This window comes from Coprococcus sp. LG101-27 (assembly GCF_027695515.1).
Lineage (GTDB): Bacteria > Bacillota > Clostridia > Lachnospirales > Lachnospiraceae > Allocoprococcus > Allocoprococcus comes.
In genome coordinates, this window is sequence record NZ_JAQEUJ010000022.1 from 1 (window position 1) to 21,821 (window position 21,821).

A 21,821-nucleotide genomic window follows, 5' to 3' on the forward strand; every position below is an offset into this window, starting at 1 on the left:
TTATACTGCCGGTTGTGGGGGTGTTTGCTATGGCGAGATTTTTTCTTTTGTCTTCTCATTGCTTACCTCCATTATAATAGAAAGCAGTTCATAAGTAAATTCGCCATATCTCATGTTTCATGTAGAATTTTTTCTACAATCAAAGAATTCATATATGATATATGATTCGATTTTCTACATACGCCTATTCAAATGGTACTGGAGTCTTTTGTGAAAAGCAATTAAGAAAGAATAAAATTTTCTATAGAATAAAAAAGAAAAATTCCATGCCGGATGACAGGAAAAGATGAATTGCATCTTAGTTTGTGATCGGACATGGGATTTATGTTTTGGGATTATTCAATGCCTAATTCTTTTAATAGTTTCTTTTGGTATTCGATGTCTTCGGTAGCACGTTCGAGGTCGCTGTAATATCGAAACAAGTTCTTTTTGACCTTTTAGCCTTACATTCCGAAATAATTTTGTACTCTTCATTCTGTATTCCTCTTTTTATTTTTGTTATGTTGTCATTTATTCTTTACGCACAAATCATAGTATCCGGTCAGAATACAGTCAATAAAATGCAAAATCACCATTTTTATTTTATTCTGGCGTACAAAAAAGTCAAATCACTTTGTTTGTTACACACAAACAGAAACTTGAAAGGTGTAAAAATCTCTTGCAAGTATATCGCAGTAAAATGATGGTAAATTCAATTATACCGGGAAAGAAGAACCAACCTGGTCGAAGTAGGATTTGGGCGGTAACTTCCACTTTGAGTATTTCAGCAAAAGCTGTATAATGAAATACAAAGAGGGACATACACGGGTGGGTTGACCCTCGAAAAAAATAATGAGATAAAGGAAATATGAAAATGAATCAAAAACCAATCATCGAAATAACTGTAAATGAGAATGCTGTGATACACTTTGAATTATGGCCGGAAATTACACCGATTGCCTGCGCAAGTGTTATGCGACTCGCAGAGAAGAGAATATTTGACGGAAGAGCCATTGAACGTTTGGAACCGGGATTTGTCCTTCAGCCACTGTTTTTTGATGGTGTTGATCCACAAATCGATATCATGATCAAACCGGAATTTAAAACCAATCCTGAAAATGCCAAAATTACTTTTCATCGGGGGATTGTTGCCATGGCAGGAGATCCAGAGAATAGTTCCGGCAGCCAGTACTATATCACCCTTGCTGCCTCCGAGAGATTGAATGGTAATTTCACCGTAATCGGAAAAGTGATCGATGGCTGGGATGAGATTGAACGACTGGAACATGTAGAAGTAGAAGAAGCCATTGAACCGCAGTCAGGATTTGTCTATCACAGACCGGTAAAAACAGAGATGATCACGAAAGTCAGACTCATAAAATGAAATATTAAATCATTCAACGGAGAAAATGTGCTATACTGAAATCAGCATGTATTGAAAAATACAACAAAATCCAAGGAGGAAACCAAAATGGGGCAAAAAGGATTCGGGACTTTGGAATTGTACCCGGAAGAGTAAAAACAGGAGAAAGGAATGCAATTACGGACGTGCCTGGTATACGGGTAGGGCATTGTACGGTGAAGACAGAAGAAAATCATACTGGTGTAACCGTGATCGTTCCTGGACCGGACAATGCATTTGCCAAGCACTATACGGCAGCTGCATACATTCATAATGGATTCGGAAAAAGTGCCGGTGTTGTGCAGGTTGAGGAGCTGGGGACCCTCGAGACACCGATTGCTCTTACCAATACGTTAAATGTCGGAAAGGTTTTGGATGCAATGGTTGAGATCGTGATTGAACAGTGCCGGAAGGATGGAATAGAACCTCAGAGTATCAATCCGGTCGTAGGCGAGTGCAATGACTGTCGGATCAATCATATCCAGAAACGTGCAATTGGTGAAAAAGAAGTGCGCGAGGCTTTTGCATTAGCATCGGAAGAATTCGAAGAAGGTGATGTAGGTGCCGGTGCCGGTACGACCTGCTATGGCATGAAGGGTGGAATCGGTTCTGCATCCCGCGTGATCACGATTGGAGAAAAAGAATACACCATCGGTGTTCTGGTTCAGTCAAACTTTGGTGCAACGAAAGATTTTGTACTGAATGGCGAAGCTGTTGGTCCTAAAATTCTGGAATGGAAACAGGAAAAGAGTGATATGGCTGCATCTGAAGAAGATAAAGGTTCTATTATGAGTATTCTGGCTACAGACCTTCCATTGACAAGTCGTCAGCTCAAACGGATTCTGAAAAGAACCGGTGTTGGTATCGCACGAACCGGTGGTTATACAGGTCATGGCAGTGGGGAGATTATGATTGGATTTACGACTGCAAACAGAATCCCATCCGGCTATGAGGAGGAACTTGTGCAGATATCAGCAATTCCGGAAAACATAATCGACCGTGCTTTCCTTGCTGCGGCAGAAGCAGAGCAGGAGGCAATCTTGAATTCCATGACTGCCGCAAATCAGACACGTGGAATAGCAGGCGAACTGTATTACAGCCTTGCGGAATATCTTGAGGATAGAGAAAACTAAAGACTGGACAAAAGAATAAGTGCAATTAAAAAGAAAGGGGCTGTGAAATAAGTCCCTAAAAGAAATAGGACCATTCGTTCATGCGAAAGGTTCTATTTTTGTGGTAAAATTAACTTGCGATGAAAACTTTACACAATAATTATTGTAATTCAAAACAAGGATATTTCTTTTCTTATTATCTGTTACTTTTCTGCTATCTCAATCACTTATAAAAAGTTGCTCTACAATTCTCCATAACCGGTCTTTATACTGCCGGTTGTGGGGGTGTTTGCTATGGCGAGATTTCTTCTTTTGTTTTTCCATTGTTTACCTCCATTATAATAGAAAACAGTTCATAAGTAAATTCGCCATATCTCATGTTTCATGTAGATATATAATTTTTTCTACAATCAAAGAATTCATATATGATATATGATTTGATTTTCTACATATGCCTATTCAGATGGTACTGGAGTTTTTGGTGAAAAGCAATTAAGAAAGAATAAAATTATAAGATAATTAAAAGGCACCGTCCGATCACATCCCGTGATCAGACAATGCCTGTATAATTCTTATTCATTCATGTAATGATATCTCTCACAATGCCATTCCTTTAAACTAATGCATTGCTGAGAATTTTAAGCAGTTCAAGTACGCTTACAAACTGCTGCGTAGAGTTACCTTCGACCCAGCGGACGATGCCCTGCCAGGATGAATTCTGGCGGTATCTGACATTGAGAAAGAAAGTCCCTTTTTGTCCACGATTCTCGATGAAATCTTCCGGTGACCGTACTTTATCAAGCCGGTCAACACCTGAAAACTGGGTTGAAGTGAAAGAACGTGCGCTGGTGGATGCCTGTGGAAATTCGAGTCTGTCGAAGAAATCATCAGCTAATTCGATCAGCTGAAGGATATTGGTGAATTTCCAAGGTTCTTTGCTGTAGCAGTGATAAATCCGACCGGACAGCTCTCCATCATTAATATTATCAATACACATGTTAATAAAGTTTGGTGCATACCAACTGATTTGATAGCTCTGTTCCATAAATTATCTCCATTTCTGCCCTGCTGCGAAGATAACATGATTGCAGCTTACCAGGTTTTATTCTCAGTATTGAACTGAATCGGTGAATCTTGCCGGTCTACTTCGGCTACAGAGGACACGAAGTAGTCCAGGTACTGCTTCCAGCTTTTATGCTCTCTGGAGAAGTATCTCTGGATTCTGTCGAAAATCATGCTGCAGTTCTCTTTATTCGTACCAACGAGAAGTATCAGAAACTGTGATGGACTGTATTTGGTAAAGGAGTCTCCTTTACGCAGACACTGCTGGATCGTATTCTGAAGCTCACCTGAAAGAACTTCAAGCTTGTCCGGCTTGTCCATCGGCATTCCTTTTCCGTTGGTGATGCTACATAACATTAAGTATACGGACTGTCCGTTCCTCTCAATGATTCGGGAAACGAGACGGTAACTGTCACGGAAACTTGGCAGGCTGCAGTAAAAAGCACCGCCGCGTATATCGTCCTCTTTCAGACGTTCCTTGATGTCGCCGAGTTCCTGTGGTTTGTAGTTAAGGCGGCTGCTCATCTGCTCGAACTGCTGCATCATATGTTCAGAAGGGCGGATTCCAAGCTCTTCGAAAAATAATTTAGCAGTGTTCTCATATTCCTGCACAGCATCCTTATAGCGGTTCAATGCCATATAGCAGTCGATGCGGACGGATTGCCATTCATCGAACGGATATAACTGGCATGCCGGCTCACAGAAACGAAGTGTCTCTTCATAATCTCCGCGTTCGATCAGAAGCTTACAGAGCTCCTGAAGGGATTCGGAATAAATATTCTTATATTGGACGCTTTCAACAAGAACCCATTCATCTCCCGAAAGCTCCGGAAGAAATTCCCCACGGTACATCAGACAGATCTTCTTAAGAAGTGTCAGCTTTTTTACCTTATCGGTACACGTCTGTACGTCTTTTGACAGAACCTTAAACTGATGTGCATCAACTTCGGTCGGCATCGGAGCATCCCATCGATAAATACCTTTTTTGATGTTGATATAATCATGACTCGGAAGTCCGGCATCTACGATGATTTTTTTAAGACGGTGTGCGGTTACCCGAAGGTTGTTGGCAGCATCGGCAAGTTCTTCTCTTCCGTACAGTTCATCAAGAAGCTTATCTCTGGAGATACCGGTATCGCCATGGTAGAGTAATATCTGCAACAATTTCATTGCTTTTGTCGTTGTGTTGCGTCCGAATGATACGGGAATTTCTCCGTAGCTTGCTGAGAATCCTCCGAATAAACGAACCTTTAAGACAGGTAAATGATCACTCATAAATTAACCCCCAATTTTACTATTGTGATGGTTTATAACTGATTTCTATTGTAATGGTCTTTGATTTTTTTGTCAAATAAATTAAAGCATATTAGACCAAATAACTTCTTTTAATGTTTTGATTATGCTATAATTTTTCTAGTTGAGTTTTTGGGACTGTTTCACTGTGGAAAAGAAAGGAGGAATTCTGTGCGGCAGAACGATTTATATGAACAAAAAAGACGCTGGCAGAGGATTTTTCTTTTCTTTTTTCTGCTATTTCTGACAGGTGTACTGATATCTGGCGGATGTGCATCGGGGGGAAAAAAAAGCCAGTCCGGGAAAAAGGGGGATCCGAGAGATCCGTCGGCGCAGGTGCTTCAGACGGAGGCTTCCGGTGAAGTGACATATGGAAATGATCTGGTTGTACTGGATGCATCCCATACGGCAGATGGCTATGTGATGATCTGTTATAATGGAAGTAATCAAAAAGTCAAGCTCCAGGTGACATCCCCGGATGGCACAGAGTATACCTATCCGGTTACGGTTGTTGGTGATTATGCGGTTTATCCGCTTCCGGGCGGGAATGGTTCTTATAAGGTAACACTTCTGGAGAGTGTGTCTGTAGAGGACAATCTGTATGCGGTAAGCTTTACCCAGGATCTGGACGTACAGATCACAGATGAATTTGCCCCGTTTCTGCATCCGAATTATTATGTGAATTTCACGGCAGATTCCAAGTGTGTAAAAAAGGGTGAGAGTCTTGCAGGAAAGGACTGCTATTCTGATCTGGATGTGGTAACGCAGATTTATAATTTTGTAATTAAAAATATTTCCTATGATAAAAAGAAAGCGGAGAATGTTCCGTATGGGTACACACCGGATCCGGATGAGACACTGGATACCGGGAAAGGAATCTGTTTTGATTATGCGGCGTTGATGTCGGCAATGCTCCGGTCGCAGCGGATTCCGACGAAGCTGGAGGTTGGCTATTCCGGTGATGTGTATCATGCATGGATTAGCTGTTATGTTGATGAGATCGGCTGGGTGGATAACATCATTGAATTTGACGGAAAGAACTGGTCGATCATGGATCCGACACTTGCTGCAAACAACAGTGCTTCGGATGTGAAGAAGTATGTGGGAAATGGAAAGAATTATGTCACAAAGTATACCTATTAGATAAAAGGAAGCCGGATAAGAAGAATGTGGCAGGAATGTGAAAAGGAGGATGGCAAGTATGGAAAAGCGGACACAGCAGGGGAAGCTTACGAATCTGGAAATTGCTTCGTTCTGCAGTGAAATGGCAATGATCCTGAAGTCCGGGATTTCTTCCCTGGAGGGAGTTGATCTTCTCCGGGAGGATGCGCAGACGAAGGCAGAAAAAAAGCTGCTGGATGAGATTTATCAGTCAGTGATGGATACGGGCAGGCTGGATCAGGCGCTGGAAGAGACGAAAGTATTTCCGGAGTATCTGATCCGTATGACGCAGATCGGAGAAGAGACAGGAACTTTAGATGAAGTAATGGAATCTCTGGCAGAGCATTATGACCGAGAGGAAGCGATCAGGAGAAGTGTCCGGAGTGCCATCTCCTACCCTCTTCTGATGATCGGGATGATGCTGGTGATCATTATCATTTTGATGACAAAGGTTATGCCGGTATTTGATCAGGTGTTCCGCCAGTTTGGTCAGGAAATGACCGGATTTTCAAGAGGGATCCTGCTTGCAGGCAATGCTCTTTCCAGATATTCGGCGGTGTTTGCGGTACTTTTGGCGGTGATCGTCTGTGCGGGTATTTATTTTACAAAGACAGAGAGCGGCAGAAAGAAACTCTATCACATCGGATCCGGGTTTGCATTTTCAAGGGAGCTGAAGGATAAGCTGTCGGCATGCCGGTTTGCCGGAGGAATGTCACTGGCACTGAAAAGCGGACTGACGCCGGAACAGGGAATGGAATTTTCGGAGAACCTGATCGAGGATGATGATTTCCGGAAGAAAGTAGCAGAATGCAAAGCGGATATGGAAAATGGAACGGATATCGCAGAGGCGCTGGTGAAAGCCGGAATTTTCACAGGTGTTTATGCGCGGATGACATCCATTGCCGGGAAAGCCGGAATGATGGATGAGATGATGGGAAGGATTGCCGATGAGTGTGAGGAGGAAGTGGATGAAAAGCTTTCTTCTATGATCGCAGTTCTGGAACCGACGCTGGTGATCATCCTGTCGGTGATCGTCGGAACGATCCTTCTGTCGGTTATGCTTCCGCTTCTTGGAATTATGTCAGGACTTTAGGAGGCGTATGCTATGTGGAGAAAAGAACGGGAACGGTTTTATCACGGAAAACGGCAGCGTCCACTTCGAAATTTCTGTCTGTCCCTTCTGCTGTTTGTATGTATCTGCAGTGCTTTTTTCAGTGGTTTTGAAAGGCTTTCGGACACAGCAAGACGCAGACAGAAGGAAAGTCTGGAAAATGCACTCTGGCGTGGTGTGACGCAGTACTATGCGCTGGAAGGACACTATCCGGAGACGCTTGATGATCTGACGGAAAACTGTGGGATCCAGTATGACAAGAAGCAGTTTTTTATTGATTATCAGATTGCCGGTGCCAATATTCTTCCGGACATTACGGTGATCGAACGATAGGAGGAAATGGGCATGAAGCGTAGAAATGAAAAAAAGCATGTGATTGATTTTCTTTTTCCTCTTGCAGTCTTTTTCGTGCTGGCGGCATCATCGGTCGCCATTGTGGTTCTGGCATCGGGATTTTACAGCCGGCAGGTGAAGGCCTCGTCAGATTCCTATTCGGGACGGACGGCACTTGCCTATGTGACGGAGAAAATCCACCAGAATGATGAAAATGGTGCGATAGCAGATGGAACTTTCGATGGGGAAAATGTTCTCGTGATCCGGCAGCGTTATGATGAGAAGGATTATGTGACATATCTGTATGCGTATGATGGATACTTAAGAGAGCTTTTTATCCAGGATGGAACGGAAGCAAAGGCATCCGATGGACGGAAAATCCTGGAAACAAAGGACTTCGGGGCTAAGGAAATTTCAGATGGGATTTTTCATCTGTATTGTGAAAATGAAGACGGGAAAAAGACAGATACATTTGTCAGTGTGAAGAGCGCTGCAAGATAGATTGGAGAAGATTTATGGAACGGACACCGGCAAAGCGTTCCAGCCTGTTTTTGCTGGAACTGATGATTGCAATTTTATTTTTCTGCCTTGCTTCTGCGGTGTGTGTGCAGATTTTTGTGAAGGCGCACACGACCAGCCGCGGGACACAGGAACTGAATACGGCGCTTGAGAAGGTTTCCGGGTATACAGAGCTTTTTCTTGCGGATGCGCTGGCGGAGGACACGGAGGTTTTCTATGACGCAGACTGGCAGGAATGCAGTAAGGATGAGGCTTCGTATGAGATCGTGATCCGGGTGGAGCCGGATGGAAAGCTTTTGCATGGAACATTTACGGTGCAGCGCCTGTCCGGAGAACAGCCGGAAGAAATCTATTCGGTGGAAACAGACCGGATGACAGGCACGGAAAGGGAGTGACGGGATGAAGAAAAAGAAACGGGGATCGTACCCGGGGATTCAGATCGGAACGTCGTACCTGCTTGTGATCTTTGTAATCCTGTGTCTGGTGACATTTGCCACACTCTCACTGTCAAGTGCGAAAAGGGATCAGAGTTATAGTCAGCAGCTTGCCGGCCGGGAAACGGCGTATTGTGAGGCAAATGCAAAAGCGGCGCAGATCATGGCGCAGATCGATGATGCATTTGCAAAAGAGGATCCTGTATTTGCGATTCGGCAGATTGAGGGCGTGACAGCTGAAGAAGACGGAGCGAATCTGGATATTTCCTATGTGGTTCCGGTCACGGACAGTCAGAATCTGGAAGTCGAGATCCTGGTAGATCCGGTAAAGGGAACGCAGAAGGTTGTAAAATGGAAAGAGTCAGCATCTGAGAAATGGGAAGAAAAGTCAACACTTCCGGTCCTTGGAAGTGACTGACGCGAAAGGAGTTTGAGCTATGGATATCATTGTACTGCTTCAGCAGGCAGTTTTAAATCATGCATCGGATATATTTGTTGTAGCAGGTCTTCCGGTTTCTTATCGGGCAAATGGAAGAATCTGCAGGGAGAAGGAAGAAAAGCTGATGCCGCCGCAGACGAAAGAATGCGTTGAGGAATTATATAAGCTGGCAGGAGGACGGGACATCCGGGTTCTTGAAGAAAAAGGAGATGATGATTTTTCTTTTGCTGTTCCGGGACTTTCGAGATTCCGTGTCAGTGCGTACAAACAGAGGGGTGCGCTCTCAGCCGTTATCCGAGTGATCACATTTGAACTGCCGGAGCCGAATGAGATCGGGATTCCGGACCCGGTGATGAGCTTTTATAACCTGTCAAAAGGTCTGGTGCTTGTGACCGGACCGGCGGGAAGTGGAAAATCTACTACGCTTGCCTGTCTGGTGGATAAGATCAATCATTCAATGGAAAAGCATATCATTACGCTGGAAGATCCGATCGAGTATCTGCACCGGCATGATAAAAGTATTGTAAGCCAGAGGGAAATCAATGTGGATACGGAAAGCTACGTCAATGCACTACGTGCTTCGCTCCGGCAGAGCCCGGATGTGATCCTGCTTGGTGAAATGCGTGATTATGAGACGATCGATGTGGCAATGACAGCAGCGGAAACCGGGCATCTGGTATTTTCTACCCTGCATACGATCGGAGCAGCAAATACGGTTGACCGTATCATTGATGTATTTCCGGCAAACCAGCAGAGGCAGATTGCAGTTCAGCTGTCCATGGTATTGCAGGCTGTAATTTCACAGCAGCTTGTGCCGACAGTGGATGGAAAACAGGTCCCGGTATTTGAGATCATGACGATCACTCCGGCGATCCGCAATATGATCCGCGACAATAAGGTTCCGCAGATTGATGGAGTCGTGTATTCGTCTAATAAAGAAGAAATGCATTCGATGGATTTTGGTCTTCTGAATCTGTATAAAGATGGGAGGATCACGGCGGAGACGGCTCTCTCCTATGCATCAAATCCGGAAATGCTGAAGAAAAAGTTATAGAAAAACATAACAGGAAGGGACTGCGGTGAAGCAGTCTCTTCCTGTTTATCGTCAGTGTTTTAAGATTTAGTCAAGGGCTGCAATTGCTTCGATCACGATATCATACTGTTTTTTGACATCGGCGATCAAACCGTCAAGGTTGTCGTATTCCTGGCTGCGGAGCTTTTCGGTCAGAGCACTGCTGACATTGTAAAGTGCAGTAAATCCAAGGTTTACGGAAACACCTTTTAAGGTATGCATTGCACGAAATGCGGTTTCGTAGTCCTTTTTAGCCCAGGATTCTTCAAATAAAGCCATATTGTTGTCCTGCGGAAATTTGAGGACAAATTTGCGTACCATATTTTCATTCATAAACCGGTGAAGAATATCATTATAATCGCCACCAATTTTTACATAACATTCTTGAAGTGTCATTGTCTACAGTCCTTTCTGAACTTTTTTATCTTTGTGAAATTCGTATATTTTTGCCCCCAACATTTTAACATGATTGTAGCATGACGCGTTACGCTTTACAAGATATTTCGTATTATGCATTGTCATGGTAATGAAAAAGGCTTATTTATTCGAAGAAATTGCATCATTTAACTGATCGTACCATTCTTTAGTCTGTGCTTCGTTGCTGCTGTTCAGAAAAATGGTGGTATCTGTTGTCTTTATCTGAAGAACCGGAGGATGTTCAATCCAGATATACATCTGGCAATGTCCGGTTTCGCTGCCACGGAAATTACCGAGAAGTTTGCTGTTATCTTCGGAGCCATCAGACCGGTAGAATTTTTCATCCGGCAGATGATCCAGAAGAGTTACTGATTCCACATCGGCAAGAGCAAAGGTTGCTGTTTTGTAGCCGGATGTAATAGAATACTGGGCAGCATTTTCTGTCAGGCGGATCGGTGTAAAATCGATCCGGATACAGAGGATACACATCCAGAGGAGAAGAAGCCCGGTGCCGACGAGCATTCCTCCGGTGACATATTTTGCAGAAGGGTGTCCGTAGTTTAGAGAATAATTCATGCTGTTCACACGGTCCTGTACAAAATACCGTTTGTCATTTGGATTGTTGTACCAGCCTTTCCGCCAGTAATAGTCATCATCAATATAAAATGGTGTGCTGTCCTGGGAGAGGATCCGCTCTTTTTCCTTACGCAGCCAGAAAAACATGATCAATATGATGGCAGCCGGTATCAGTTCGAGGAAAATGTAGATGCCCATTCCAACTCCGCCAATCCAGTTGCTGGATGCAATATCCCGGATGATCCCGAGATAGGCGCCGGTATTGCAAATGTTGGAGACAAAAAGGAATATGGTGTATAAACGCTTTTCCAGTGCATTGATCTGCAGGTTGATCTGTGAATTTTCACTGTAAATTTTGTTTGGCATATGGGCGAATAAATAGCCGGTACCCATGTAAGCTGCCGCGACAAGAATTGTGCAGAGAAGCATGACTCTTCCATCACTTTCGGTCAGTAGATAAGTACGGACCTGCGGGAAAAACAGAGGGATCAGAATCACTGCAGCCGGGATCAGATGAAGCTTTGCCGGCAGTATCTTTTTCGCAATTTGTGAGGAAGTGCGGGTATCCACTGCAGCGGACACATCTGCATTTGCTGAGCTGATCCATCCATTTTTCTGCTTAATGTCGTATACTTTCTGATGATAATGATAGACACGGAGGATGGTAAGAAGGCAGAATTCTACGAACCACAGTGTCCATACGGTAATAAAAATAGAAAAGTAAGTAAAGCAAAGCAGGCATACCGCAATTCCTGCAAGCATGTTCCACAAATAAAACTGGCGGTTGCGCTTTTTATAAAGCTGGAGAAGCTCTTTTACGTCGGGATGTTCAAGTTCAGATTTAGGAATATGGACTCCCATCAGCATTCCTTCCCGGTAGTTTGCAATATTTCCATAGACTCCGGCAAAGATGCCGACCATGGAAATGTCTGTAATTAAAAATATAATCAGCATCATCATTTCGCTGTTACCTCCATTTCGTTAAATGCTCTCTGGCAGAGTTCCAGGAAGTCTGCCAAAGTCATGCCGTGGAACTTTGCTTCTGCGCTTAAAAGTTCCAGTTCATCTGTCAGCTTTTCGTCAAAGCGGTTATCTTGTGGAGCAGAGGAAGTGGGATAACAGATGGTTGTTCCCTTACGGCGGTCTGTCTCGAGAAAGCCTTCTGTTTTCAAAAGCTGGTAAGCTTTGCTGACGGTCATGGTGTTGATACCGAGATCGGTTGCCATCTGGCGGACGGTCGGAAGCGATTCCCCCGGCTCAAATTCCCCTCGCCCGATCCCTTTGACAATCTCGTTGCGCAGCTGAAGGTAGATCGGGATTTCGGACTGCATGTTGATCTTGATGATCATATATCGGCATCTCCTTTCTGTGGGATTTGATTGTATTATACCACGTAATACAAATAATACAATAGGAGGATGAAAAAAACAGGAAAATGATGTACACGCTTTCAAGGTGCAAATAAATCTTAGAATTTGTTTTCCTGAAAGCGCATATGTCAGTTCATTGATTTCGTGAACTAAGAAGGTTAAGATAACCGATTGCCTGTATGTGAGTTAACAAACTTCTGCATATAAGTCCGAATTTTTTCCATTTGCTTTTTTGTAGAAGGATTGCTATATGGAATCCTGTCAATAATGCGGTTTAAGTAGTCATTTTCCGCTATGATATCAAAGCTTTCTTTGAAGTTAATATCGAAGAAATAGACGATATAAGATACCCAGTAATCCATCTGTGTGACGCGGTCTGCGGAAAGGATACATTTATTTTCAAACACTGTTTCGTATACCTTTTGGGTTATATTCTGTGTACCGAGTTCTTCTTCAGAAACGTTAAGAAAGGTGCTTGTGGAGTCTACGAGCTTTACCCGGCAGTTGTCCAGCTTGTCCTCATCACGGATCAGCTTTGCATGTAAAAGTGTCTGCGGATCTGAAATCTCAGGGAGTTCATAATCGCTGTGATGGGCGATTGCAGTGTAAATGATGGAGTCCCATTTATCATTCGGAAGAAAGCGGCGGATCATGCCTTCATCAAAAAGTACCTTTACACCGTAAGCAGCGTGGTCCATTGTGCCCGGCTCAAAGCTGTCGTAGCGCTTTAACTGTTCAAAACGTCCGATGTCGTGAAGGAGTGCAATCAGCCTTGCAAGATCGGTGTCTTCGGCTGAAAGATGCATCCTTCCGGCAAGCTCTTCTGCCTGCTTTACAACGCCGTAGGTGTGGATGATTTTTAATTTTATGCGGTCATTTTCGCGGTCGTATCCGTTAAGGTAAGATTCAAATTCTTGTTGTGCGAGTGGATAGTACATGAAATTAAGCCTCCTGGAAATATATGATTAGTGAGTAGCTTCTGAAAGAGATGCCAGTGAATTTTTAAAGGATTCAAATCTTTTTGTAAATTTCTCGTCCATATTTTCTTATATCCTCCAATAATAACTGATTTCCACATTCATCAAGATTGACAAGGTCTATTGTGTATAAAGTGGGTAAATTATCAAGCTCTTCCCGTAGATTTTCTGTATCTGGAATACCGGATACGGCGATGTCAATATCACTTCGTTCTGTCGCAGTTCCTTTGGCACGGGAACCAAAAAGAATAACGGTAGAAGCAGAATATTTTTTTGCCAGATTTATAATTTCTTCTAAAATACTATTGATTGTCATAAAAATACCCCTCTATTCAGATATCCTAATAAATTCATAAGCGATCCGCGGAGTCCCGTCACTGACGTAAATAATCCCACATTCTTCAAATCCATTCTGCTTAAAGCAAGCCTGCATTGGTTGATTATCCTTGTGGGTATCTACACGCAGATGTGAGATCTGTGTCTTGCAAAAATCAAAGCAAGCCCGTGCAATCCCTTTGGTTGTTCCGTCAGATGCAAGGCGGTGAACGGTTCCGTATGGAGTCTCGGAACGCCAGCTTCCATTTTCAATGAGTTGATAGTTCGGCTCGTCTCCGATGATGAGTGTAAAAGTGGCAACGACCTTATCATTTTCTACGCAGACATAACTGTTACCATTCTGGATATCCGGTTCGAGATCTTCGAGAGCCGGATAATTTGCATTCCATTGTGTCGGGTTTCCGGTTGCGTGCATGAACTGGCGTGCGGTGTCAAAAATATTTAAAATCGTGTCTACATCTTCTGGAAGTGTTTTTCTGATTAACATAGTGTTTCGTTACCTTTATCTGTTTTTTGCTGTATATGAAGTATAACATTTGAAATAAAAAAAGAAAAGGTGGAGAAGAAAACTGAAAGATAGAATCCCTTGCCATTCCCCCACCGCAATGATAAAATCTAAGAAACAGTGGTGCGAAAAGGAGTTGAGAAGACGATGCCAAAAGTATTCAATACAACAGCAGTATGCATACCGGAAGAACATTATATGGTCGATATATCCGGACGGCTGGAGAAGATCAAAAGCCTCGTAGATGCCGGCAAATATTTTACGATCAATCGTGCGCGGCAATATGGAAAGACAACAACACTTCGTGCATTGTATCGCTATCTGCAAAAAGAATATTATGTTGTCCTTCTGGATTTTCAGACTTTTGACAATGATAAATTTGAAAATGGAAATGTTTTTTCGGCAGCATTTATCAATTCATTTTTGCGGTCGTTAAAAAGAAATACTCTTTCACCAGAACTGGAAGATGCGATAAAAAATATTTTGCATAGTACGGATTATACAGATAAGTATTTTTCCTTAAAAGAGCTGTTTGAACAGTTGAGTGATCTCTGTGCGGCAGCTGAAAAAAAGATTGTACTGATGATTGATGAGGTTGACAGTGCATCGAATAATCAGGTGTTTCTGGATTTTCTTGCTCAGCTTCGTGCTCAGTATATTGAAAGAGATATACAGCCGACATTTCGAGCTGTTATTTTGGCGGGTGTATATGACGTAAAGAATTTAAGGCGGAAAATCCGTCCGGATGAAGTTCATAAATATAACAGTCCGTGGAATATCGCAGCGGATTTTAAAGTGGATATGAGCTTTTCAAGAGAAGAAATTGCAGGAATGCTCGATGAGTATGAAAAAGATTATCATACAGGAATGGATGTGGAATTACTTGCCGGACTGATCAGAGAGTATACATCCGGATATCCATTCCTGGTGTCTAGGATATGTCAGCTTCTGGATGAGGAAATCAGTGTGAAGAAGGAGTATGGCGGTAAGAAAAGTGCGTGGACGAAGAAGGGATTTTTGGAAGCGGTAAGGATTTTGCTTTCAGAAAAAAATATGCTGTTTGAGTCGTTGCGTGAAAAACTGGAAAGCTATCCGGAACTGAATAGTATGCTCTATTCACTTCTATTTACGGGAAAAGCGATTGTGTATAATTATTATGAGACATCCATCAATATTGCGACCATGTTCGGCTTTGTGAAAAATGAAAATGGAGTGCTTGCAGTTTCCAATCGTATTTTTGAAACCTGGTTATATAATCTGTATTTGTCATCTGCGGAGATGCAGAAAAAGGAAATCTATGCGGCATCGTTGATTGACAAGAATCAGTTTATCACAAATGGTTATTTGAATATGAGATTGGTCCTTGAAAAATTTGTGCAGCATTTTCATGATTTATATGGCGACAGTGACGAGACATTTCTTGAAGATGAAGGTAGAAAATATTTTCTTTTGTATTTAAGACCGATTATCAATGGAACAGGCAATTATTATATAGAGACTCAAACCAGAGAGCAGAAACGGACAGATATTATTGTAGACTATTTGGGTGAACAGTATATTATAGAAATGAAGATCTGGCATGGAAAGGAATATAATAATCGTGGGGAAAATCAGTTGATAGAATATCTTAATGATTACCATGTGAAGAAAGGATATATGATCAGCTTTAATTTTAACAGGAAAAAAGAAACCGGTATCAAAGAAATTACAATTGACGGAAAGACAATTATAGAAGCAATTGTGTAACAGTCAGAATTAAAAATTGTGTAACAATCAGAATTAAAAATTGCCAGGCAGGATACAGCATTTTTACTGATAATTCATATTGTTTTTTGTGAAAAGTGTTGAAAGAAACTTTTGTTTCCTTAAGAAACTCCGGGAAATCAGGAAAATCAGGTAAGATTTTCGGAGTCTGAAGGGTCTGCTCCAACAAGACGGAAGCCGAGCTTCATCTCGATCGGGATCTGTTCTCCTCTTTCAATACTGTCAAGAAGTAGCTCTGCGCCGCGGATTCCACTGGTTTTGTAGCCGAAATGGATGGTTGGGATTCCTCCGGTGACGGCTTTTAACATCTGGTTATCTCCGAATCCGGTTACTCGGATGGACGTATTTTCAAGGATATAGCGCATTCTTGCACCTGCATCGGCTGCATTTGTCGGAATCTGCTTTTTTAAGTAGGTTTGAATGGCTTCGATTGCTCCCGCTGCTATGGTATCGGTTGCACATGATATGACATCGATATCACATTTGCTTTCCAAAAGATCCAGAGCAGACTCATATCCGGATTCCAGCGTGAAGGCTGAGGTTCGCTTATTTTCCTCGAAAAGCGTGACACCTGCATTTTTGAGTCCTGCGATAAATCCGTCCTCTCTTGCGGCACCTGCAGCTTTGTCATCACGGGTAACGCCGATGTAAGCAACTCCTTTTTTACTGAATCTGGCAACGGCCTGTCCCATTGCCTTTCCTGCACCGTAATCGTCGTGGTAAATGCAGTTTGCGTGTGAGGTGCGCTGTCCGATCACGACAACAGGAACCTTTGTCTCTTTTAAAAATTTCCGGTGACCGGCGGTGAACATCGTACCGACAAGAATAATTCCGTCCACCGGATAATTTTCAAATAACCGGAGGTATTCTACTTCCTTTGCAGGGGTGTTGTCGGTTCCGGCAAGAAGCATCTGATAGCCTCTTTCGGCGAGAACACTTTCAATTCCGGCAGTGATCCGGCTGATGGATTCAGAATTGATCTTCGGGACGACCACGCCCACCAGGCTTGCCTTTTTGGTACGAAGCATACGCGCCTGTGCGGATGGCTGGTATCCGGTTTCTTCGATGACTTTACGGATCTGTTCTTTTTTCCCTTCACTGACGTAGCCGCCGTTCAGATATCTGGATACAGCTGCGCTGGATACACCGGCGAGCTGTGCGATTTCTTTGATGGTCATAATCTGGTAAATGAAACTCCTTTGTATTTGATACTCTTATTATAGTGGAAAGCAAAATAACAGACAAGACCGGAGAAGGGAGAAAATCCAATCTTGGTCTTGCCTGTATTGTTTTGGTTATAACTTTTTAAAATGATGTGAGTGTCAAAAGTAAATTTTGCCGTTCACATCATTATTATAATCTGCGATACAGATTTTTATAGCGTTTTTTGTCCTCTTTCGTTAAGATAACAGCCAGAAGCATGAATGCGACTCCTGTCAGAAGAACGATGACCCAGGTAAAGATCGGCGTATGATTTTTGTAAATAAATCCGATCAAAAGCTGGTACAGACTCATAAATCCGATACGGATGATCTCCATCAGCCCGTGGATTCTTCCGCGGTGGCTGGATGGGATACGCCTGGTCATGTACGGGCTTTCCGCCAGCATGTAAGAAATCTCACCCCATGTCAGTACGACCATTGCCGCATAATAGAACGGGATGTGTCCGGAAAAGAGGATGAACATCACGTAGCCGACCAGTGTCAGTAAAAATCCGTAGATTGTCTTTTTTGGTTCGGAGGATCGCTTCAGAATCTGAGTGATAAGTGGTGTGAAGAGAACAACGATAAAGCAGTTGATGCTTGTAACTGTTCCGAATATCACCGCACCGGTATCCCCGTGTAGACGGATCAGATCCATAGGAAAGAGATAATTATACATCTGGTAAAGTGCTGTGTACCCGCTGGTGATCAGAATGAACAGCAGAACAAGCCGGTTTTCTTTAAGAATCGTCAGCAGGCTTTCCCCGTGGCGTTCGGCCTGATAAATGGCGTTGCTATCACTTTCTTCTTTTTCCGGTGTGATATTCTGTACAAAGAAATAGATCATCACAGAAGAAGTGCCGATGGAAATTCCACTGAGCAAAAATGCAAGCCATAAGTAATTGCGAAACATAAATCCGGCTACAGCAGAAGCCATCACGCCGCCGAGATTTGCTGTCAGATACTGGAGGGAATACCCTCTCTCCCTGTCTTTGCTGAGGGTGATATCCGCAGTAAGCGAATTGTAGGACGGATTTTCCATGTTCTGGCAGGTCGATGCGATAAACATCAGGACAATGGATTTTGTCGTCAGCGGGATCAGTCCGCAGATGATATAAGAAATGACGGAAATCATATCCAGGTAAACGATATTCATTTTCTTATTAAAACGATCGGCCATCTTTCCACCGATCAGATTTGCCGGGATCGTCAGGATCCCCATCAGTGCCGTGATCCAGGCAACTTGCACGGCATTCATCCCAAGCTTCTGGCTTAAGATCATCGTCAGCATCGGACGGACCATTGCCCCCATGGCCGTCACAAAGCGTCCGAAGCATAAGACATAGTTTTCTTTTCTAAGACCTTTGTATTGTGAAATTAGATTCATGATACGTTTTCCCCTTTGCATATTCCCCAGTTCCAAACTACTAATAATATACAATGCGGGCACTTTTTTGTCTATCTTATTCCGTCGGGTATCAACAAAAAATGGTGGTTGATTGAAGCCGGAAAATGATGTATGTTAGTACTTAGGAAATAGCAGTTGTAGGGGATTACGACTGAGCGAAAAAGGAGAATATGATGAAATCAGAAGAAGTTACGAGAATACTGGAAAATGCCATCCGTATCGGAAAAGGTGTGATCCGGTATGGAAGTGTCGCATCGTATATTCCGGAGCTTGCCAAGGCAGATAAGAATAAACTGGGGATCTGCCTTTACACAATAGACGGCAATCAATTTGAGACCGGAAATACAGAGGACAGATTTACGATACAGTCCATTTCCAAAGTAATGGCACTGTGCTTGGCGCTGGAAACGTTTGGAGCAGAGTTTGTGTTTGATCATGTGGGCGTGGAGCCGTCGGGAGAGGCTTTTAATTCACTGGTAGAACTGGATAACCGGAGCAACCGGCCCTTTAATCCGATGATCAATTCCGGAGCAATTACGGTTGCAAGTCTGCTAGTGAACCATTATTCCATCGAAGATATGCAGAAGTATATGCAGGAAGTATGCGAAGATCCGGAGATCGCGATAGACGAAGCCGTATTTCAGTCTGAGATGGCGACCTGCGCAAGAAATAAGGCGATTGCCTATCTTTTAAAAAGTAAGGACATCATTGATACCGATGTAGAAGAAAGTGTTACCTTTTATACCAAGATGTGTTCCATGTCGGTAAATGCAAGAGATCTGGCAAGGTTCGGTCTTCTGCTGGCAAATGACGGAGTGCAGCTTTCCACCGGAAAACGTCTGATCTCATCTCAGACTGTGCGGATGGTGCAGACCATTATGCTTACTTGCGGAATGTATGACGGATCGGGAGAATTTGCATTAAGAACAGGAATTCCGACTAAAAGTGGAGTAGGCGGAGGTCTCCTTAGCGTGTCGAAAAAGAAAATGGGAATCGGGATCTACGGACCGTCTCTTGACAAAAAAGGAAACTGTATCGCAGGCTGCGAATTGCTGGGATATATTTCAGAAGCACTGCATCTTCACATCTTTGATACCAGAGAGTGGAAGGTAGAAGAATAAAAAAAGACGATACTGCAGAACTCCCTTAGCATGTGGTTTTGCAGTGTCGCTTTTCTTTTATTCGCTTATTTTTCAGAGGATGGAAGACAATTTCCATCTTTAACAATGGTTGGTTCTTTTCCTGCGATCATGGTTACCATGTATCCATTTTTTCCAAAATTGAGTGCAACGACTTTCCCTTTTTTCGTATGGAAAATCTGAATAAGGATATCTTTTGAAGTCGGTTTGTCTTTAAAATAGTTGCTTGGTCTGCTGTTCCCGGTAGGAATCGCACCATTGCCGAATGTATAGCGCGGTTTTGCATTTTTATCTGCACTTTCCAGATAAATAAGTACTTGTCTTGCAACTCGCCGGCTGGATGTATTGACCTCGGTCTGATCTTTGGGATTCCTTTGAAGAGCATTTAATGCACCGTTTGATATTCTTCCGAGCTTTGTCATCTTTTCGCCGCCGATTGTGGAGGTAAACTTGCAAGATTCTTCAAAGCTTTCCGGGTACATAGCATAACATTCGGACAAAGCAGCCTGAGTAGCAGTCCAGACTTCTTTTGCCTCAGTTAAAACAGCCTGCTTTTTTGCTTTTTCAATATATCCTGTCAAAGACGGAATTAGCAGTGTTGCCAGTATTGTAAGAATAGATAGTACAACAATGAGTTCTACAAGTGTAAAGCCGTGTTTTTTATGAATTGTTTTTATGAAAATCACTCCCATTAAAAATATGTTAAAATGTGTATAGATGCAATTTTTTATAATGATATAATACATTCTGATTGAAGAATGGTCAAGACAAATATGGTAATCAGAATACAAGAAATAAGGTAATATATAGATATGAATCAAGTCATGGAAAGAGAGGTATGAAAGCAATGGTTGATTTGAAAATGCTGGAGGAAAAGACTCCGATTTTGAAGGAGATCTGTAGTGAAAAAGAGGTGTTCTGGAAAAATCCGGACAAAACAGCTTGTGGGGAAGCAATGGAACAGATCGAACTTGGTATGGAAGATGTAGAAGATGCGGAGCGCAGACTAGAGCGTTTTGCACCGTTCATTATGAAATGTTTCCCGGAAACAAAAGAGAGAAACGGAATCATCGAATCTGTTCTGACACCGGTTCCGAAGATGAAGGATTTGCTGAATGAGAAATACGACAGCAATCTGGAAGGGAACTTATTATTAAAGCAGGACAGCCATCTGGCGATCGCCGGTTCGATCAAGGCACGCGGCGGTATTTATGAGATTTTGAAGCACACAGAAGAACTTGCATTAGAGCATGGGATTTTGAGTCTGGAAGACAATTATGAGAAACTGGCGAGTGAAGAATGCAGAGAGTTTTTCAAAAAGTATACCATTCAGGTGGGTTCCACCGGAAACCTTGGACTGAGTATCGGAATCATGAGTGCAGCAGTTGGCTATCAGGTGATCGTACACATGTCAGCAGATGCGAAACAGTGGAAAAAAGACTTGCTCAGAAGCCACGGGGTAACAGTAAAGGAATATGAGTCAGATTATAGTGAAGCGGTGAAAAACGGACGTGCTTTATCTGATGCAGATCCGAACAGCTACTTTGTGGATGATGAAAATTCAAAAACACTCTTTCTTGGTTATGCAGTAGCGGCAAAACGCCTGCAAAAGCAGTTGGAAGAAAAGAATGTTGCAGTAGACGAGGAACATCCACTCTTTGTATATATTCCCTGCGGAGTAGGTGGAGCACCGGGTGGTGTATGCTTTGGACTTAAGCTGCTGTTCGGAGATTATGTACACTGCTTTTTCATAGAACCGACACAGGCACCGTGTATGCTAGTCGGAATGGCAACCGGACTGAACCAGGAGATTTCCGTACAGGATATTGGGCTTACCGGACTTACCCATGCAGATGGGCTTGCCGTGGGACGTCCTTCTGGATTTGTAGGCAGAGTAATGAAGAATCTGCTTGGCGGCGAATTTACTATCCGCGATGGAAAATTATATGATTACATGAGAGACCTTCTCGGAACAGAGAACATTTTCCTTGAGCCAAGTGCTTGTGCTTCTTTTGAAGGACCAATACAGATTGAAAGGAATGAATCTGCACATAAATATTTACAGGAGAATCATCTTGAAGAGAAAATGAAAAATGCGACACACATTGCATGGGCAACAGGCGGAAGTCTTGTGCCGGAAGCAATTCGTGAAGAATACAAAAACACGTATCTGGAGAAATAAAAAGAACCGGCTGATTCATGAATGCCGA

Annotated in this window: 23 protein-coding genes; 12 read left to right on the forward strand and 11 right to left on the reverse strand. The window is 42.9% G+C overall.

Annotated features, from left to right (window positions below):
• The first annotated feature begins 853 nt into the window (after nucleotides 1-853).
• Together PG766_RS13215 and PG766_RS13220 are read left to right on the forward strand one after the other, a co-directional pair.
• Nucleotides 854-1,363: a peptidylprolyl isomerase gene (locus tag PG766_RS13215; protein WP_173699501.1), complete on the forward strand. Its 510-nt coding sequence runs from the start codon at nucleotides 854-856 to the stop codon at nucleotides 1,361-1,363.
• A gap of 68 nt (nucleotides 1,364-1,431) precedes the next feature.
• Nucleotides 1,432-2,514: a P1 family peptidase gene (locus PG766_RS13220; RefSeq protein ID WP_117836400.1), complete on the forward strand. Its 1,083-nt coding sequence runs from the start codon at nucleotides 1,432-1,434 to the stop codon at nucleotides 2,512-2,514.
• A gap of 592 nt (nucleotides 2,515-3,106) precedes the next feature.
• Here PG766_RS13220 and PG766_RS13225 read toward each other — a convergent pair.
• Both PG766_RS13225 and PG766_RS13230 read right to left on the reverse strand, forming a co-directional pair.
• Nucleotides 3,107-3,538 carry a hypothetical protein gene (locus PG766_RS13225; RefSeq protein ID WP_173699499.1) on the reverse strand — a complete coding sequence of 144 codons (432 nt, stop codon included), beginning with the start codon at nucleotides 3,536-3,538 and terminating at the stop codon, nucleotides 3,107-3,109.
• Between the two features lie 47 nt (nucleotides 3,539-3,585).
• Nucleotides 3,586-4,830, reverse strand: coding sequence for a BTAD domain-containing putative transcriptional regulator (locus PG766_RS13230; protein WP_173699497.1), 1,245 nt, complete (start codon nucleotides 4,828-4,830; stop codon nucleotides 3,586-3,588).
• A 189-nt stretch (nucleotides 4,831-5,019) separates the two neighbouring features.
• On the opposite strand from PG766_RS13230, the gene PG766_RS13235 reads away from it, so the two are divergent.
• The 7 genes from PG766_RS13235 to PG766_RS13265 are packed head-to-tail and all read left to right on the forward strand — an operon-like array spanning nucleotide 5,020 to nucleotide 9,899.
• Entirely contained in the window at nucleotides 5,020-5,991 is a 972-nt protein-coding gene (locus PG766_RS13235; protein ID WP_270590979.1) for a transglutaminase-like domain-containing protein, read from the forward strand.
• Between the two features lie 58 nt (nucleotides 5,992-6,049).
• The gene (locus PG766_RS13240) at nucleotides 6,050-7,102 is read left to right on the forward strand and encodes a type II secretion system F family protein (RefSeq protein ID WP_243271142.1); all 1,053 of its coding nucleotides are present in this window, start codon (nucleotides 6,050-6,052) and stop codon (nucleotides 7,100-7,102) included.
• Between the two features lie 12 nt (nucleotides 7,103-7,114).
• Nucleotides 7,115-7,453 carry a hypothetical protein gene (locus PG766_RS13245; protein WP_173699493.1) on the forward strand — a complete coding sequence of 113 codons (339 nt, stop codon included), beginning with the start codon at nucleotides 7,115-7,117 and terminating at the stop codon, nucleotides 7,451-7,453.
• 12 nt (nucleotides 7,454-7,465) lie between these two features.
• Entirely contained in the window at nucleotides 7,466-7,954 is a 489-nt protein-coding gene (locus PG766_RS13250) for a DUF4860 domain-containing protein (RefSeq protein WP_173699491.1), read from the forward strand.
• 14 nt (nucleotides 7,955-7,968) lie between these two features.
• Nucleotides 7,969-8,367: a hypothetical protein gene (locus PG766_RS13255; RefSeq protein ID WP_173699489.1), complete on the forward strand. Its 399-nt coding sequence runs from the start codon at nucleotides 7,969-7,971 to the stop codon at nucleotides 8,365-8,367.
• A 4-nt stretch (nucleotides 8,368-8,371) separates the two neighbouring features.
• On the forward strand, nucleotides 8,372-8,824 hold the full coding sequence (locus PG766_RS13260) for a hypothetical protein (RefSeq protein ID WP_173699487.1): 453 nt from the start codon (nucleotides 8,372-8,374) through the stop codon (nucleotides 8,822-8,824).
• Nucleotides 8,825-8,843: 19 nt separating this feature from the next.
• Complete coding sequence (locus tag PG766_RS13265) at nucleotides 8,844-9,899, forward strand: type IV pilus twitching motility protein PilT (protein ID WP_055297463.1); 1,056 nt, start codon at nucleotides 8,844-8,846, stop codon at nucleotides 9,897-9,899.
• 66 nt (nucleotides 9,900-9,965) lie between these two features.
• On the opposite strand, the gene PG766_RS13270 is transcribed toward PG766_RS13265, so the two are convergent.
• The 6 genes from PG766_RS13270 to PG766_RS13295 all read right to left on the reverse strand — a co-directional run bounded on the left by PG766_RS13270 (nucleotide 9,966) and on the right by PG766_RS13295 (nucleotide 14,080).
• Nucleotides 9,966-10,313 carry an Hpt domain-containing protein gene (locus PG766_RS13270; protein ID WP_173699485.1) on the reverse strand — a complete coding sequence of 116 codons (348 nt, stop codon included), beginning with the start codon at nucleotides 10,311-10,313 and terminating at the stop codon, nucleotides 9,966-9,968.
• Between the two features lie 141 nt (nucleotides 10,314-10,454).
• On the reverse strand, nucleotides 10,455-11,870 hold the full coding sequence (locus tag PG766_RS13275) for a hypothetical protein (RefSeq protein WP_173699483.1): 1,416 nt from the start codon (nucleotides 11,868-11,870) through the stop codon (nucleotides 10,455-10,457).
• On the reverse strand, nucleotides 11,867-12,259 hold the full coding sequence (locus PG766_RS13280; protein WP_173699481.1) for a GntR family transcriptional regulator: 393 nt from the start codon (nucleotides 12,257-12,259) through the stop codon (nucleotides 11,867-11,869). The genes PG766_RS13275 and PG766_RS13280 overlap by 4 nt, the downstream gene beginning before the upstream one ends.
• 179 nt (nucleotides 12,260-12,438) lie before the next feature.
• Entirely contained in the window at nucleotides 12,439-13,218 is a 780-nt protein-coding gene (locus PG766_RS13285; RefSeq protein ID WP_173699479.1) for an HD domain-containing protein, read from the reverse strand.
• A 73-nt stretch (nucleotides 13,219-13,291) separates the two neighbouring features.
• Nucleotides 13,292-13,573, reverse strand: coding sequence for a nucleotidyltransferase family protein (locus PG766_RS13290; protein ID WP_055155959.1), 282 nt, complete (start codon nucleotides 13,571-13,573; stop codon nucleotides 13,292-13,294).
• Between the two features lie 12 nt (nucleotides 13,574-13,585).
• Complete coding sequence (locus PG766_RS13295) at nucleotides 13,586-14,080, reverse strand: GNAT family N-acetyltransferase (RefSeq protein WP_055155958.1); 495 nt, start codon at nucleotides 14,078-14,080, stop codon at nucleotides 13,586-13,588.
• Nucleotides 14,081-14,245: 165 nt separating this feature from the next.
• Between PG766_RS13295 and PG766_RS13300 the strand changes: the two genes are divergently transcribed.
• Nucleotides 14,246-15,844 carry an AAA-like domain-containing protein gene (locus tag PG766_RS13300; protein WP_117824024.1) on the forward strand — a complete coding sequence of 533 codons (1,599 nt, stop codon included), beginning with the start codon at nucleotides 14,246-14,248 and terminating at the stop codon, nucleotides 15,842-15,844.
• A gap of 146 nt (nucleotides 15,845-15,990) precedes the next feature.
• Here the strand turns inward: PG766_RS13300 and PG766_RS13305 are convergent, their stop codons facing one another.
• Complete coding sequence (locus PG766_RS13305) at nucleotides 15,991-17,040, reverse strand: LacI family DNA-binding transcriptional regulator (RefSeq protein WP_173699477.1); 1,050 nt, start codon at nucleotides 17,038-17,040, stop codon at nucleotides 15,991-15,993.
• 175 nt (nucleotides 17,041-17,215) lie between these two features.
• Nucleotides 17,216-18,451 (reverse strand): MFS transporter, encoded by a 1,236-nt coding sequence (locus PG766_RS13310; protein WP_173699476.1) that lies wholly within the window; start codon nucleotides 18,449-18,451, stop codon nucleotides 17,216-17,218.
• A 194-nt stretch (nucleotides 18,452-18,645) separates the two neighbouring features.
• On the opposite strand from PG766_RS13310, the gene glsA reads away from it, so the two are divergent.
• Nucleotides 18,646-19,593 (forward strand): glutaminase A, encoded by a 948-nt coding sequence (gene glsA / locus PG766_RS13315; protein ID WP_022220511.1) that lies wholly within the window; start codon nucleotides 18,646-18,648, stop codon nucleotides 19,591-19,593.
• A 65-nt stretch (nucleotides 19,594-19,658) separates the two neighbouring features.
• Here the strand turns inward: glsA and PG766_RS13320 are convergent, their stop codons facing one another.
• Entirely contained in the window at nucleotides 19,659-20,303 is a 645-nt protein-coding gene (locus PG766_RS13320; RefSeq protein WP_173699474.1) for a type IV pilin protein, read from the reverse strand.
• A gap of 146 nt (nucleotides 20,304-20,449) precedes the next feature.
• On the opposite strand from PG766_RS13320, the gene PG766_RS13325 reads away from it, so the two are divergent.
• Nucleotides 20,450-21,793, forward strand: coding sequence for a D-serine ammonia-lyase (locus tag PG766_RS13325; RefSeq protein ID WP_270590991.1), 1,344 nt, complete (start codon nucleotides 20,450-20,452; stop codon nucleotides 21,791-21,793).
• Nucleotides 21,794-21,821 lie beyond the last annotated feature (28 nt).

Excerpts from the sequence above, each read along its gene's own strand:
- PG766_RS13260 (WP_173699487.1), top strand. The coding sequence starts at position 8,372 with ATGAAGAAAAAGAAACGGGGATCGTACCCGGGGATTCAGATCGGAACG.
- PG766_RS13275 (WP_173699483.1), bottom strand. The coding sequence starts at position 11,870 with ATGATGATGCTGATTATATTTTTAATTACAGACATTTCCATGGTCGGC.
- PG766_RS13300 (WP_117824024.1), top strand. The coding sequence starts at position 14,246 with ATGCCAAAAGTATTCAATACAACAGCAGTATGCATACCGGAAGAACAT.
- PG766_RS13285 (WP_173699479.1), bottom strand. The coding sequence starts at position 13,218 with ATGTACTATCCACTCGCACAACAAGAATTTGAATCTTACCTTAACGGA.
- PG766_RS13310 (WP_173699476.1), bottom strand. The coding sequence starts at position 18,451 with ATGAATCTAATTTCACAATACAAAGGTCTTAGAAAAGAAAACTATGTC.
- PG766_RS13265 (WP_055297463.1), top strand. The coding sequence starts at position 8,844 with ATGGATATCATTGTACTGCTTCAGCAGGCAGTTTTAAATCATGCATCG.
- PG766_RS13320 (WP_173699474.1), bottom strand. The coding sequence starts at position 20,303 with ATGGGAGTGATTTTCATAAAAACAATTCATAAAAAACACGGCTTTACA.
- PG766_RS13325 (WP_270590991.1), top strand. The coding sequence starts at position 20,450 with ATGAAAGCAATGGTTGATTTGAAAATGCTGGAGGAAAAGACTCCGATT.
- PG766_RS13240 (WP_243271142.1), top strand. The coding sequence starts at position 6,050 with ATGGAAAAGCGGACACAGCAGGGGAAGCTTACGAATCTGGAAATTGCT.
- PG766_RS13290 (WP_055155959.1), bottom strand. The coding sequence starts at position 13,573 with ATGACAATCAATAGTATTTTAGAAGAAATTATAAATCTGGCAAAAAAA.
- PG766_RS13270 (WP_173699485.1), bottom strand. The coding sequence starts at position 10,313 with ATGACACTTCAAGAATGTTATGTAAAAATTGGTGGCGATTATAATGAT.
- PG766_RS13255 (WP_173699489.1), top strand. The coding sequence starts at position 7,969 with ATGGAACGGACACCGGCAAAGCGTTCCAGCCTGTTTTTGCTGGAACTG.
- PG766_RS13225 (WP_173699499.1), bottom strand. The coding sequence starts at position 3,538 with ATGGAACAGAGCTATCAAATCAGTTGGTATGCACCAAACTTTATTAAC.
- PG766_RS13250 (WP_173699491.1), top strand. The coding sequence starts at position 7,466 with ATGAAGCGTAGAAATGAAAAAAAGCATGTGATTGATTTTCTTTTTCCT.
- PG766_RS13295 (WP_055155958.1), bottom strand. The coding sequence starts at position 14,080 with ATGTTAATCAGAAAAACACTTCCAGAAGATGTAGACACGATTTTAAAT.
- PG766_RS13280 (WP_173699481.1), bottom strand. The coding sequence starts at position 12,259 with ATGATCATCAAGATCAACATGCAGTCCGAAATCCCGATCTACCTTCAG.
- PG766_RS13245 (WP_173699493.1), top strand. The coding sequence starts at position 7,115 with ATGTGGAGAAAAGAACGGGAACGGTTTTATCACGGAAAACGGCAGCGT.
- glsA (WP_022220511.1), top strand. The coding sequence starts at position 18,646 with ATGAAATCAGAAGAAGTTACGAGAATACTGGAAAATGCCATCCGTATC.
- PG766_RS13230 (WP_173699497.1), bottom strand. The coding sequence starts at position 4,830 with ATGAGTGATCATTTACCTGTCTTAAAGGTTCGTTTATTCGGAGGATTC.
- PG766_RS13305 (WP_173699477.1), bottom strand. The coding sequence starts at position 17,040 with ATGACCATCAAAGAAATCGCACAGCTCGCCGGTGTATCCAGCGCAGCT.
- PG766_RS13215 (WP_173699501.1), top strand. The coding sequence starts at position 854 with ATGAATCAAAAACCAATCATCGAAATAACTGTAAATGAGAATGCTGTG.